Origin of the sequence: Neisseria chenwenguii (assembly GCF_002216145.1) — a bacterium.
Taxonomy (GTDB): Bacteria; Pseudomonadota; Gammaproteobacteria; order Burkholderiales; family Neisseriaceae; genus Neisseria; species Neisseria chenwenguii.
Map to the genome: position 1 here is coordinate 1,307,365 of NZ_CP022278.1, position 12,331 is coordinate 1,319,695.

Here is a 12,331-nt window from a genome sequence, read left to right on the forward strand (position 1 = left end):
AGCAGGAGTGAGCTTAACGCACATCCACCCATTTACCGCCATTTTTCTCTTCACCGACATAGCGGACGGCATCACCGGCCGTCGTCCAACCATGCTCAAAATAAGCTTTGCAATACGACGGCTTAGACGGACGGATATAGGTTTTGCTGACAATCGGGCAACTGTCCCGATCACGGGAATAGTGATAACGCGGACATTGCCGAACCTGTACCGTATAACGCATAACGCGGTTCAGTTCCTTAGCATCACAACGACCTGCGCCATGAGCAATCGCGTCGACCAACTGCGGCATGTTCTCTTCATTGCTGGCCGGACACAGCTTCAGGAAATTCAGACGGCCTTTGATGGTGTCCGACAGCTTGCGGTGTTTGATGGAAAAATAACGCTTCAGCGAAGGCGCACACTCGCTGGGACGCTCCCCCGACGACAGGCACAAAGTCGCCTCGCAAGCCAAACGGACATCACCGGTCAGCAGATCGTCTGCCTGAGCCGGCAGAGCCGCCATCAGTGCAACGGCCACAGCCGCCGCAAGTAAACACTTCTTCATATTCACTCCCCATCTGCACAACGGCAGATATTGCATTGATAGACGAAAAAAAGGATAATCACCGTACCCCTACGAGATTATCAATTTCTCTCAAGAAAAAGCCGCTTTGGAAACAAAGCGGTTTTTTCATTGCCACGCGATTGCGCGGACTTCAAATTGACGGCCGACCTGCACGATGTTCACACACAAATCCATATTGCCGCGCATCAGCAAATCCACCTGTTTGGCCGCATCCTTCATCGAACCGTAACGTCCGAGCAGACGTTCACGACATTTTTTCAGACGGCTTTTTTTCGCAAACATTTCAATCTCCTTTCACATTCAGGATTGGTTTTCCAACTTGTCGGCAATGGCATCCGCGTATCCGGCATTACCGTTCATTTCACAAAAATCCACAAACATCTGCCAATGTTCACCGAGAAAATCGGCCAACAGGCGTTTTTCAAAGTTCTCCAGCATAAAGGTTCCTTTCGGTTTTAAGAGTAAAGAAAAAGCCGTCTGAAACACATATTCAGACGGCTTTTGCAAGCACATTAAAAATTCTAGAGATGCTTTTGCATCTGTTCGATTTGAGAAATAGTTTGCAATGCCAGTCTTACATCAAGTTTGGCATCCTCAGGCGAAACATAGCTGTCAAGCGCATAATCCGCTTCATTTCTAGCATTTCTGAGCTTTTCCATCTGACGGCCTATAACCTTCAAATCTTTCCGATCTTGGCATTTGAAAAAATCAATAAGCTGCTTATGGAGAGACATACCCGTTTTATATGCAAAGCCCAAATCATTAAAAGCAAACTTCAATCCCGTGTGATAAACACTGTAATATATACGGCTGACCGCATTACGGTTACATACTTCGCTTTCACCAAGCATGGCTTGCGCACTGTCTGCAAAATCTTGGGGATGAATCATAATCATCAGCTCCCTATTCCATAACCGGGATTGTAAGGACGGCAAGAAATACTGAAATTAATCAGATTTTCATCAACAGATTCCTCCATATCGACCAACATACGGGACAGGGATTCATCTGCTTCGGCAAGCCGTTCCGTATTATTTTCAAAACAAACCATTTTCAACTCAATAAAAATATCGTGCTCGACCGAATAACCGAAAGAATAGGTAGGAATCTGCAAACCTTCTCCTGCAAGCAGTTTTTTGGCGGCCAAAACCGTATCGGCCATGACGGCCTGAGAAACCCCGGTTTGTTTCAACAGCAGATAAATTCTTTCCAATTCGTCTTGCTGGTCAGGCTCCAGCAACTCCATTCGTTTCAGGCGACCGATAATCAAGCCGGCATCATCAACAAATCCGTACAGCATTCCCATGTGTGCCAAAGGTTTGAGGTAAGCAGGATTGTCCGTACTTTGCACAGAATTCAACATCTGCCTGAGATATTCCGTAGCTTCATTGAAAAAACCCATTCGATTCAATCCGTTCAACCGGAAAAAATTTTCCATTACCGGTCTTCCCGCTACAGAAATCAAATCAAAATGTTCATCAAATTCCGTTTTCCGGTTACTGATGGCATCAAGCATACCTAAAATCATGTAACCTACACTACCGTGCGGCGTTGCCAATAAAGACTTGGCATCACGTTCCAAACCCGAAACCAATAAATAAGAGGGTTCCGGCTTTTCCAATGCGCGGTAAAGCCGTTGGAGAGCACTTGGTGCGAGAGTAGCTGCAACAGCCATTTTAAACCTTTCTTAAATTTCCGGTAATTGTATAAGATTTTCTGCGGACAAAAAAAATTCCACATAGCCGATGATATAGAATTTTTCCATTTGTTGGACAGTGCCCGTTACAGTTGAAATGTAAAACCGAGTAAGTCGGTTTAAAAAAGCAGGGCTTGCACCTGCTCCCCGACCTGTCGCCGGTAGCCAGCGTTATCAGCGCACACGGATATAACAGCAACGGGCTGATAAGACCCGAAACCGCGATTGTTCAAAGGCTGCCGCTGCTGATAATTGGTTCACGGCCAAAGTGCTTGTACAGGACATCACACACGCTACGGTATCGTAACCGCTCAGTCTTTTGTTACCCGGCCGCTGAGTTGCCGGCCGTCTGAAACGACGGTAAGAACAAAAGGCCGTCTGAAACATACTTTCAGACGGCCTTTGCATAGGCGGGCATTCCGCTGCCCGTGTTAAGATTGGATTACCACATCTTCTCTTTTCACGAAACTGGAAACGCCCATGAAAAACAACCAAGCCGAATTGCTTGAGAACACCATTATCGCTGTTATTGTCGGATCTCTTTTTTTGATTCAAAACATCCCTCTGTTTGCAGCCTTATGCGTCTTGTTTTCCATCTGTAAACTATGGGAAAACCGTGCAGAAGTGGCAAAGGAATTTAAATGGACATGGCAGCTTTTTGTAACTTCAGCCATCGCGCTGTTTCTTGCCAAAATATCGGCCACCCATCATTTCAACAGCAAATACGGCATTTACCCGGAATATCTCAACCATTCGGTTACCGCATGGACAGCCGTTACCACCTGCACGTTTTTGACACTTCCGCTTTTATGGAACTGCCTGAAATTTTTTCTCATCAGCCTCTGGGAAAAACGGCTTCTAAAATCCCTGAAAAACGGCATCTATGCAATCGCATTCTGCGTCATGTGGTATTTTCTTGCGATAGCTCATGACCAAGCCGTCAAATATGACCGATGGCTGCTGATGTTGGATACTTACCACTATTCGGATTGCCACCCAAACCAAGGCAGCCCTGCTATCCGTAAAAACAGAGAATCCTGCTACCGGTTCATATGGAAATTCCCCTTCGAATTGGAAATACAGGAATATCACTCACTCAAACCATGAGATGCAACCTTTGCACCACCCCAGATCCATAAGTAACCAAATGTTAACCTCGGATATTATCCATATAATCATCAGGTTGGTCATTGCTACAAGAATCATTTTTAAATCAATTTTCATTGAATAGCGGAATACGGCTATGGCTATACCCATAAGCTGGCTCAATATACCGATGGACAGTGCAGTCAGCCTTATCCAATCATCAAGCCCCATCTCACCCTCCCAAATAATACCCAACCAGCCGCCGTTTCGTTTCCGCAAACTCTTCCGTTCCGCGTTCCGCGCTGATACTCTCGACGAAATCATCAAACGGTAAACCGTCCACTTCCATAATCAGACCGTCTGAAAGTTTCAGTTCGTCTATAAACCACAGCGAATGTCGGCCATTAGAAGAAAACGGGTCTCCGCCGTATTTTCGGGCTTCTTCTTTTACGAACGCCTATTTTTCGGCAATCTCGCTGTCCGTCCAGCCGTTCTTCTTCAAGATATAATGCTCAGCCAGTTCAAGCGAATCAAACAAACCATGACGGTTGCCGTCGTCAGACACAAAATACTTGGTTTCCATTTCAACCCTCCTAAAAATAACTTTTGTCATTATTACAGCAGTCTTAGTGCTATAATGACTGCATCCATACTGAAACCCGCTTCATCAAACGGGCTTGGGTCTGGATACAGACCGAAGACGGCGTGCGAGGCCGTCTGAAAATGCGTGTTACCGGACACGCGTCCAAAGGGCATTACCGCCCCACATCTGCCCATTAGAGGCAGTTTCATAAAGTCAAATTGTCAGTCAGGGCTTCTCCGTAGATTTGCCCAACATCGGAATTACGTTCCGATTTTTTCCGTTCAACCAGCCGCTTGACCCGGACGCACCCGCGCTACCCGGTTAGTCGGCTTTTTTCTTTTCGGTATGTTGACGATACCTGCAACCGTTTGTCCGATTTACCCAAAGGCTCCCACGCCTTTTCTACGCCTGCCGTTTCCGTTTTTCGGTAGCGAAGTCTGCAAAACTGCCCGATAAAAGGAATAGGCTCCGAAGGCCGGTTGCTACGATTTCGATTTGTTAAAGAGCTTAAAAGTTATACTAAGTATATTTTAAATATACATTAATGTCTATCTAAAGTTGACATTATCTATTATTAAATAATTAAACTACTGATTTTTATTGATATTTAAATTTAAAGCAACAAAACTAAAAAGGCCGTCTGAAATTTCAGACGGCCTTTTTTAAAACCTTATTTAACTACCCAGCCAATCAACTGTTTCCAATCCTGCAATTGCAGAGAAAGCCCGGTCATTGCTGACCAAAACAGCCCCGATACTGTAAGCATGTGCGGCAATCTGCATATCGGGCGGAGATAAGCTGCGCCCTGCACTTTCGATTACCGCACGAAACGTGCCGTAATCCTCTGCCACCGCACTATCAAAAGGTAAAACTTCCACCCTCAGCAAAAACTCATTTACCAAACGGCGCAAACGTAATGCCTCGGGACGTTTGGCTAAACCATACATCATCTCGGCATGGGTAACGGCAGAAATACATAATGCCGACATAGGCGTAGCTGCCAGATGTTTTAAAACCGCTTCATTACCACGCACCGCATGACTGACGATGTTGGTATCCAACAAAAAACGTTTCATTCCTGCCATCCTTCAAAAGGATCGCGCTGAACGGGAGCTTTGTCGTTTTCAGTACGGGCAAACGGCTCTGACGGAATAGTCTCTTTGTTTCCAAGCGCATGGATAAAGCCTTCCCAATCCGCAGGGCGTTTGGACAGAACAACATCACCGGTTTTCTCATCACGGCGTATAAAAACCTCATTGCCTTCAAAACGGAATGCCAAAGGCAGGCGCACGGCCTGACTGTTGCCGTTGTTGAATATTTTGGCAGTTTGCATAATCCCTCCGTAGAGAATAATCTAAACCTGCTACTAGTATATATTATAGTATATACTAAAACAAGGGATTAACCTGTCAAAAAGGCCGTCTGAAATTCAGACGGCCTTAAATTTACACATAATATCTTGTCAAACCTGTTATTACGCCAATAATTTTGACGTTTTCAGGTATTATTTCAGGAATATTCTCATTGTATTTCAGAAGTTTCTGATTTTTTATATCAATCGTAAGTTTTGCAATCAATCCTCGATTTTGATTCGCCAAGACAAGAACAAAATGTCCATGTCTAACAGTAATATTTGGATCAATTAGCAAAATATCATTTTTAAATATTCCTTCATACGATAAGTCATTATTTGGAACTCGAGCCGCAAATGGTTTGATGAACTTCATCTTTGGAAGATTCTCCAAATCTATTGGAGTCTCGGTATCCATAGAATCAGAATCATAGCATGAGACACTTCCAAAATTGTTTCCTCCAACTTGTATATGGTTAGCCGTATTATTGATGATTTGATTTTGATAAGGAAGTGGATAGTTACAAACTTCAGCTATTTTGACCATTACATCAAAGGTAGGTTTATTTCTTCCTTTTTCAATCGCAGAAATACTCCCCTTCCCTGAAAAACCGATTGCTTCTGCTAACTCTTCCTGAGTCAAGTTTGACTGTTTTCTTGCATTCATGACCCATTTAGCTAAATCATAATTCATGCGAAAGCCCTGATATAAATGATTTGATTCTAAACACCCCACAAATTGTTGTCGTATCTGAATTATTGACTATTATGTATATTTAAAATAGACTTTAGCTATTCGAATTTTATGAAAATACAGATATGCATAAAGCTCTTCAGTCCGTAGTGGACTTCTTTGGAAGTCAAGCGTCGTTAGCACGAGAATTAGGTGTCAAACGTTCAACCGTAAATAGCTGGGTTCATGGTAGAAATAAAATTCCACCAGAAGCCGCAATTAAAATAGAAAAGCTAACTAATTCTAAAGTTAACAGGAAAGAATTAAGACCTGATCTATTTGATACTATTTCATAAATTCCCATGTTCATCGCCGACCTGCGCCTTTACCTTAACGACAAATTCATCCAAGTCTATGATGAATTTATGCCCCTGTGCGCGCACGATTTTCAGACGGCCTCATTCCTGTCCAACCTGTTTTGGTGGAGCGACGTGGCCGATAAAGAGCCGAAAAAACAGGGCTGGGTTTATAAGACTGCCGACCACCTGAAAAAAGAACTGGGCCTGACCCGGCGCGGCTATGAGAAGGTGCGCCGTATCCTGTTGGAACAGGGTTTGGTTCAATACCGGCGCGGCGGTATCCACGGCAAAATGCACTGGTATATCAACCGTGAAGTATTGCTGGCCAAAATCTGCGAATTACGCGGCGTTGCCGTACCGAAAACCAACAGCAAGCATCACTACGACCGCGACAATTTCCGTATTCCCAAATTTATCCCGCTCAAACTTTGGCACGACTGGCTGGATATGGTGGTCGAAAAAGGCAAAACGACCGGCCATTCCATGAAAAAGAAAGCCGTGAAGCAACTGACTGAACTGCACAATAAAAAGCTGGATCTGAAGCCGATTATGGAAAAATCGATTCTGACGGGTTGGATAGGATTCTTCTTTAACGATAAAAACCAACCGTACAGGCCGTCTGAAAAAACGGCACAGGAGCAGGCAGAACAGGTAAAACGTGAGCGGGAAGCCGAATATAAAGCCAAACTGGAAGAAGAGAACAAACCGCCGCCCGACAAGGAAGCTGTCCGCCAAAACGAAGGCTATCAAGGCATACAGGAATATCTGAAAAAGCGGAAACTAAAAAATAACTCAGCGCAATAAGGTCTGAAGCCTTGTTGCGCTTTCGTGCTGTCCAAACCTGCCTAAAATCCGTCTTCACCCTGCTTTTGAGCCTAGCTCGGGCAGTTTTTTACGGCTGATACCCTGTATCGGCCGTTTTTTTATGCCGTTTTGATGATTTTAAGGTTTCTGGCCGTCTGAAAAGCCGTTTCACCTTCGCCGAAACCTCGTTCTAAAAACCTTTATAAATCATGTCTTTGTACAATTAGTGCAAAGTACAATGTACAGTTAAGACAAAGGTCTTTGTACACTAAAGCCGATCACTATACAGATAGCCCTTTCAGAGACCCCTTTCAGACACTTAAAGTGCCTGATTTTTGTGCAACCGTCTCAATCATTGTGGATATGGGGATTTAGTGGATAGATGGGCTGTTTTTGAGGGGGGATATATACAGGTTTTGTGGATAAATTTGTTTTGGTATATAATGGTAATACCTTTTAATACTTTTATTCGGAGAATAAAATGAAACCGCAAACCGTGCCTGTGGCCGTTAAATTACCGCTAGAAATCAGAGACCGTTTGAAAGCAGTTGCCGAAACCCAAGATCGCTCTGTGCATTGGTTGATGCGGGAAGCGGTCAACCAATTTTTGGAACGTGAAGAGCAGAAAGCTGCTTTACGTGCCGCAGCCGATGCTTCTTGGGCACACTATCAAGAAACCGGCCTGCATGTTACGTTGGAAGAGGCAAATGTATGGATGGATACAATTATTGAAGGGAGAGAAGCCGGGGAATTGAAATGCCACAAGTAATGTTAACCGAACATGCGACGGCTGATTTACGACGGCTCTATGATTTTTTAGCACCGAAAAACGAACAAGCTGCACGAAATGCGGTAAAGGCCGTTAAGGACGCTTTGGCAGGTTTGGCACAATTTCCTGCCACCGGCCGTTTTTTTGATGATGAATACCGGGAATGGCCGGTTTCCTTCGGAGATGCAGGCTATACCGTTTTATATCGGATGGATTCTGAAATCGTTGTGATTGTGGCGATTAAGCACCAACGGGAATTGAGTTACAGTTTTCCGGTTAAGAATTAAATAAGGCCGTCTGAAATTCAGACAGCCTTATTATAAAGATGAATTTTCATTTGCCGGCATCGATAACCCTGATTCCGTATTGCGGGATATATCCGTCAACGGTCATCAGTTCCAAGCCTTCCGCTTGGGTCTGGGCAATCAACATTCTGTCAAAAGGATCTTGATGTATCGCAGGAAGCTGCCCGGCCTGCTTTGCATGGAAGAAATCTATAGGGAGATTCTCAAAATCTTCTTGCCCTATCACATCAAAAAACTCTTCGGGCAGTTTCAGCAATCCTTTATTCAGCTTGATTGAAAGCTCCCAAATACTCGCAGCACTGACAAAAATCAGATTATTGGGGTTTTCGATCAGTTTGCGGGCATTTTTGCCTAATTTCCCGTCATCCAATACCCACCACAGCACAACGTGCGTATCCAATAGGATTTTTCTCATAGGGAAGATGCCTCAAATAAATCTGCGGTATCGCTATCACTTTCAAGGATTCGGGAAATATCGGTATTTTGGGCATGGCTGAATTTTTTCAGGCTGCCTGCTTTCCGTTCCTGTTTGATAATACCGGTCAATTGGACACATGGTTTTCCCGCTTTGGCAATAATGACGGTTTCCCCGGCCTCGGCTTTTTGAATCAATTGGCTGAGATTGGTTTTTGCCTGATGGATATTTGCTTGGAACATGGCGACACCTTTACTTAGTTCAGTTAGCTAATTATAGATTGTATTTAAACAGAACGCTACTGCTCAATAACCGAATCAAAGGCCGTCTGAAATTTCAGACGGCATTTTCTTGTTTTGTCGAATGTTCGGAAGTTTGGTTTGTCCCGAACAGTTCGTCGTCATCGGGTGGTGTGGCTGTCCAACTGAATTTTCTGGGTTGGGATAGCGGCGGCTGTTCGGAATCGTTTGGCTGCTGTTCCGGCTCGGCAACGGGTTTCGGCTTAATCGTTAACTGATTAACATCATCTGATTTTTTCGATACTTTCACCGCCGCAGAAACCGTCTCCTGTCCCCGGGAGCGGATAAACCAGTTAATCGTCGTCAGTCCGGCACGGACACCGTTTTGCGCCAAAAACTGCTGAATCTGCTTTTGGGAAAACCCGTTTTTCTTGAGCAGCAAAATATCGGCTTTGAACGGCTCCAGCTTCGATTGACGGCCTTGCTCTGTTTGGCCGGCCATAAAATTTTCAACAGAAATACCCATATCCAATCACAGTCTAATTAAAACTATCTATAACCTATTATACATCTAATATAATCTATCTTCAATCTAATATCATCTAATTCAGACTATATTCCAGACTAACAAAGTCTAGTTATTGGACTATATAAAATCTAACTATAATCTAATATAAATCTACTTTTAATCTAATTCAATCTAATTTAAAACTACAATTAATCTACTTCAAACCATCAATATCTAATCAATGAACTAATCCATCTCCCCTCCGCGCGTACCTTCTCCTTCAAAAACGGATATTTCCTAAGAAAGAAGTGTATTTCTGCTAGAACGCAGGATAGGCAACGAGTGCCAAAAACAGGGTGGTTTTGCCACCCTGATTCCGCCCAAAAGGGCGGAAACGCCGCAGAGCGGCTGAAGGTTTGAACAACCATCGGGGGCAGTCGCCGCCGTGTTGTTGGTTGATGTCTAAATTTCAAAGCGCAAAAAGTCCAGACCAAGACGAGTGTCTTTGCACGTCTTCCACCTTTTCCACTACGCCGCAGAGGACGTACCGGACAAAGATGAAAGCCGCACAAAGCCAGTCTGGACTTTTTGCGCTTTGAAATTTTTTACGACATCACAACACGGCGGCAACTGCCCCCGATGGTTGTTTATTTATGAACGAACCTTTGTGAAAGGAGTATCGATGGGACTGGATATGTACGGCTATACCATGCGTGCCGAATTTGTCGGCGACCGTCAGACCGATGTTAATGTGCGTGAAGAAGAACAGGAACAGGCAGGGCTTACCCATTTTGCCTACTGGCGCAAATTCAATCATCTGCATGGCTGGATGGAAAAGCTGTATCGGGAGAAAGGCGGCAGCAAAGAATCGTTCAACTGCTGCACCGTTCGGCTGGAACTGGAAGACTTGGTACGGTTGGAAGCGGATTTAGACGGCGGGAAACTGGAGCATACGCCCGGCTTTCTTTTCGGCGGCGAAGAAATCTACCCTGAAGACATCGCCGACACCAAAGTCTTTATTGAAAACGCGCGTGCCGCCATTGCCGCAGGGCTGGCTGTGTTCTATGACAGTTGGTGGTAAGGCGTTTGAAACTCTGTTTTTCAGACGGCCTTCAGGCCGTCTGAAACAGGCTTTGGAGAATGAATACTATGGAAAATAACTATCAAGAATTAGCCAAACATTTCAGGGCGTTTGGTTCAGCATTTCGGACTACCGACGTATTCAGGGACTTTATCGAGTTGACGGCCATCACGCTGATAAACCAATACGCGTTTGACGAACAATGGAACGAACGGGAAAACCGTTATCACGAAATCCGTCAGAAATATGCCGAAGATGATTTCAGGCGTTTTCCCAAAATATTGGCGGCGTTGATAGCGGCCGTTTCGGAATCGAAACGACAGGGTACTTTTGATGATGTTTTAGGCCGTCTGTATATGAATTTGAATTTGGGCAATCCCGACAGCGGCCAGTATTTCACGCCGTACAGCATCAGCAAACTGATGTCGGGTCTTGTTGCCCAAGACCTGCCCGAAAAGCTGGATACTCAAAAGTTCGTCAGCGTTTTGGAACCTGCCTGCGGCAGCGGGGCGAACCTGATTGCTTTTGCCGAGCAGGTTCAGGAATTGGGTCATATCCCTGCACAACGAGTGGCAGCGATGGGCGTAGATATTGATGTGCTGTGTGTATGGATGTGCTACATCCAATGCCAGCTTTACCGCATTCCCGCAAAAATCGTGCATGGCGACAGCCTGACCTGTGAATTTTGGTCTGCTTGGTGTACTTCCGACTGGGTATATGGCGGTTTTGCACAAGCGATGGCGGAGAAGGTGGCTCAAGAAAAGGCTGCCGATGGCGCAGAACCGCCTTCAACGCCTGCTTCCCCTGCATCACTGGCACTTGAAGAACAGCTTGTCTTGTTCTGACGCGTTCAGACGGCCTGAAGGCCGTCTGAACCCAAGAAAGGAAAACGAAATGAAATACCGATTTGAATACGATAAATACGGTTGCCGCCTGATGGTGGCGGAACTGGATGATGAACTTGACTGTATCAACTGCACCGATGAAGACCTTGACTGTTTGGGCGGATACTACCGAGACATGACCGTCATTTTCGACATAGACCTTTACTGCCGCCTGTATCAAATGCTGATGGCGGCGGGCGATGACCGTAAGCGGGTCAAGGTTTATATGGATGCGACGATACGGAGTGTCAGCGGCTCGTTTGAATATGCGCTGATGGGCTGTTGTCTGGAAATCTGTTTTTACGGCAGTTTTGACGTGGAGGCGCATTGGTTTTGGCAGAACACGAACATTGATTTTATTGTGGCATTGGTATTTCCGCCCGAATTTTACGCCGACCCTGCCGCTTGGTTTGAACGGGAAACCAAAGCGAAGGGCATTAAAAACCATGAAAGAGGATGGGATGATGAGTGAAGAAAAAAACAGGGTGGGACATATCGTGTCCCTGATTGAAGCACTCGAGCCGAGACAGATACGCGACGTATTCATCACGATGTGGCGCGATGTTGAAGACTTGAATGAAGGTTTGACGGCAGATGACTGCATTGAGATTTTCGCGGGTGCGTTAAAAGGCAGTTCGGATTTTACCTACGATTTGCTGAAGCAGACCTGTGATGACTACGGTGTCGGTACGATGACGGAAACATTCGCTTTGCTGCCGCGCAGGGAGTATGACAAATTGTTTTCAGACTGCTTAAAAGGTGAAATTCCTGAAGGTGTTCGGCTGGATACTCAAGCACTCATTAACCTTTTGATGCTTGAAAACGTAGCCAATGTTGAAGCCAGTATCCGAAAAGGTTGTATCAATGCTACACATTTTATGGGTTCGGACATGAAATTTATTTATGATTCAGGTATTGATGATGAAGAAATTCAATGGAAAGTAGAAGATTTTAAGACTGCTTATGCTGGGACTTGGTGGACAATCGACATAATCGTTCACCACTAAGCG

The 12,331-nt window shown here is 44.9% G+C and carries 22 protein-coding genes; 9 read left to right on the forward strand and 13 right to left on the reverse strand.

The genetic code is table 11. The features are described 5' to 3' along the window. Nucleotides 1-13 precede the first annotated feature (13 nt). The 5 genes from BG910_RS06445 to BG910_RS06460 form a co-directional block, all read right to left on the reverse strand. Nucleotides 14-547 (reverse strand): TrbM/KikA/MpfK family conjugal transfer protein, encoded by a 534-nt coding sequence (locus BG910_RS06445; protein WP_089037172.1) that lies wholly within the window; start codon nt 545-547, stop codon nt 14-16. A 126-nt stretch (nt 548-673) separates the two neighbouring features. Continuing rightward, on the reverse strand, nt 674-850 hold the full coding sequence (locus BG910_RS12560; RefSeq protein WP_198344762.1) for a hypothetical protein: 177 nt from the start codon (nt 848-850) through the stop codon (nt 674-676). Nucleotides 851-868: 18 nt separating this feature from the next. After that, a complete protein-coding gene (locus BG910_RS12270) occupies nt 869-1,006 on the reverse strand; it encodes a hypothetical protein (RefSeq protein WP_157694023.1) in 138 nt (45 codons plus the stop codon). An 83-nt stretch (nt 1,007-1,089) separates the two neighbouring features. Continuing rightward, nucleotides 1,090-1,458, reverse strand: a complete 369-nt coding sequence (locus BG910_RS06455; protein ID WP_089037173.1) for a hypothetical protein — start codon at nt 1,456-1,458, stop codon at nt 1,090-1,092. Between the two features lie 5 nt (nt 1,459-1,463). Next, nucleotides 1,464-2,243: a hypothetical protein gene (locus BG910_RS06460; protein WP_232462164.1), complete on the reverse strand. Its 780-nt coding sequence runs from the start codon at nt 2,241-2,243 to the stop codon at nt 1,464-1,466. Between the two features lie 501 nt (nt 2,244-2,744). Between BG910_RS06460 and BG910_RS06465 the strand changes: the two genes are divergently transcribed. Further along, nucleotides 2,745-3,371 (forward strand): hypothetical protein, encoded by a 627-nt coding sequence (locus BG910_RS06465; RefSeq protein ID WP_089036135.1) that lies wholly within the window; start codon nt 2,745-2,747, stop codon nt 3,369-3,371. On the opposite strand, the gene BG910_RS06470 is transcribed toward BG910_RS06465, so the two are convergent. From BG910_RS06470 to BG910_RS06485, 5 genes are all read right to left on the reverse strand, one after another. Beyond that, complete coding sequence (locus BG910_RS06470) at nt 3,357-3,605, reverse strand: hypothetical protein (RefSeq protein WP_157694042.1); 249 nt, start codon at nt 3,603-3,605, stop codon at nt 3,357-3,359. The genes BG910_RS06465 and BG910_RS06470 overlap by 15 nt on opposite strands. A 202-nt stretch (nt 3,606-3,807) precedes the next feature. Further along, a complete protein-coding gene (locus BG910_RS12990) occupies nt 3,808-3,933 on the reverse strand; it encodes a hypothetical protein (RefSeq protein ID WP_269766449.1) in 126 nt (41 codons plus the stop codon). A gap of 674 nt (nt 3,934-4,607) precedes the next feature. Continuing rightward, nucleotides 4,608-5,009: a type II toxin-antitoxin system VapC family toxin gene (locus BG910_RS06475; protein WP_089036137.1), complete on the reverse strand. Its 402-nt coding sequence runs from the start codon at nt 5,007-5,009 to the stop codon at nt 4,608-4,610. Beyond that, a complete protein-coding gene (locus BG910_RS06480) occupies nt 5,006-5,266 on the reverse strand; it encodes an antitoxin (protein ID WP_089036138.1) in 261 nt (86 codons plus the stop codon). The genes BG910_RS06475 and BG910_RS06480 overlap by 4 nt, the downstream gene beginning before the upstream one ends. Before the next feature lie 112 nt (nt 5,267-5,378). After that, nucleotides 5,379-5,978, reverse strand: a complete 600-nt coding sequence (locus BG910_RS06485; protein WP_089036139.1) for a LexA family transcriptional regulator — start codon at nt 5,976-5,978, stop codon at nt 5,379-5,381. 125 nt (nt 5,979-6,103) lie between these two features. Between BG910_RS06485 and BG910_RS06490 the strand changes: the two genes are divergently transcribed. The 4 genes from BG910_RS06490 to BG910_RS06505 all read left to right on the forward strand — a co-directional run bounded on the left by BG910_RS06490 (nt 6,104) and on the right by BG910_RS06505 (nt 8,176). Continuing rightward, nucleotides 6,104-6,313, forward strand: coding sequence for a transcriptional regulator (locus tag BG910_RS06490; RefSeq protein WP_089036140.1), 210 nt, complete (start codon nt 6,104-6,106; stop codon nt 6,311-6,313). A gap of 6 nt (nt 6,314-6,319) precedes the next feature. Further along, nucleotides 6,320-7,120 carry a hypothetical protein gene (locus BG910_RS06495; protein WP_089036141.1) on the forward strand — a complete coding sequence of 267 codons (801 nt, stop codon included), beginning with the start codon at nt 6,320-6,322 and terminating at the stop codon, nt 7,118-7,120. A 481-nt stretch (nt 7,121-7,601) separates the two neighbouring features. Beyond that, nucleotides 7,602-7,889, forward strand: coding sequence for a CopG family ribbon-helix-helix protein (locus BG910_RS06500; RefSeq protein WP_089036142.1), 288 nt, complete (start codon nt 7,602-7,604; stop codon nt 7,887-7,889). Beyond that, nucleotides 7,889-8,176 carry a type II toxin-antitoxin system RelE/ParE family toxin gene (locus BG910_RS06505; RefSeq protein WP_232462165.1) on the forward strand — a complete coding sequence of 96 codons (288 nt, stop codon included), beginning with the start codon at nt 7,889-7,891 and terminating at the stop codon, nt 8,174-8,176. The genes BG910_RS06500 and BG910_RS06505 overlap by 1 nt, the downstream gene beginning before the upstream one ends. 46 nt (nt 8,177-8,222) lie before the next feature. Here BG910_RS06505 and BG910_RS06510 read toward each other — a convergent pair whose 3' ends face one another. The 3 genes from BG910_RS06510 to BG910_RS06520 all read right to left on the reverse strand — a co-directional run bounded on the left by BG910_RS06510 (nt 8,223) and on the right by BG910_RS06520 (nt 9,380). After that, nucleotides 8,223-8,609: a type II toxin-antitoxin system VapC family toxin gene (locus BG910_RS06510; protein WP_089036144.1), complete on the reverse strand. Its 387-nt coding sequence runs from the start codon at nt 8,607-8,609 to the stop codon at nt 8,223-8,225. Then, the gene (locus tag BG910_RS06515) at nt 8,606-8,851 is read right to left on the reverse strand and encodes a type II toxin-antitoxin system Phd/YefM family antitoxin (RefSeq protein WP_089036145.1); all 246 of its coding nucleotides are present in this window, start codon (nt 8,849-8,851) and stop codon (nt 8,606-8,608) included. The genes BG910_RS06510 and BG910_RS06515 overlap by 4 nt, the downstream gene beginning before the upstream one ends. A gap of 94 nt (nt 8,852-8,945) precedes the next feature. After that, complete coding sequence (locus tag BG910_RS06520; RefSeq protein ID WP_157694043.1) at nt 8,946-9,380, reverse strand: hypothetical protein; 435 nt, start codon at nt 9,378-9,380, stop codon at nt 8,946-8,948. 658 nt (nt 9,381-10,038) lie between these two features. Here BG910_RS06520 and BG910_RS06525 point away from each other — a divergent pair. Genes BG910_RS06525 through BG910_RS06540 form a run of 4 tightly spaced genes read left to right on the forward strand, consistent with a single transcriptional unit; the run spans nt 10,039 to nt 12,328 of the window. Further along, a complete protein-coding gene (locus BG910_RS06525) occupies nt 10,039-10,437 on the forward strand; it encodes a phosphoglycerate kinase (protein WP_198344763.1) in 399 nt (132 codons plus the stop codon). A gap of 59 nt (nt 10,438-10,496) precedes the next feature. Then, on the forward strand, nt 10,497-11,282 hold the full coding sequence (locus BG910_RS06530) for an N-6 DNA methylase (RefSeq protein ID WP_232462166.1): 786 nt from the start codon (nt 10,497-10,499) through the stop codon (nt 11,280-11,282). Between the two features lie 49 nt (nt 11,283-11,331). Then, complete coding sequence (locus BG910_RS06535) at nt 11,332-11,793, forward strand: hypothetical protein (protein ID WP_089035857.1); 462 nt, start codon at nt 11,332-11,334, stop codon at nt 11,791-11,793. Then, the gene (locus BG910_RS06540; RefSeq protein ID WP_089035858.1) at nt 11,768-12,328 is read left to right on the forward strand and encodes a hypothetical protein; all 561 of its coding nucleotides are present in this window, start codon (nt 11,768-11,770) and stop codon (nt 12,326-12,328) included. Before BG910_RS06535 ends, BG910_RS06540 begins: the two co-directional genes overlap by 26 nt. The last annotated feature ends 3 nt before the right edge of the window (nt 12,329-12,331 follow it).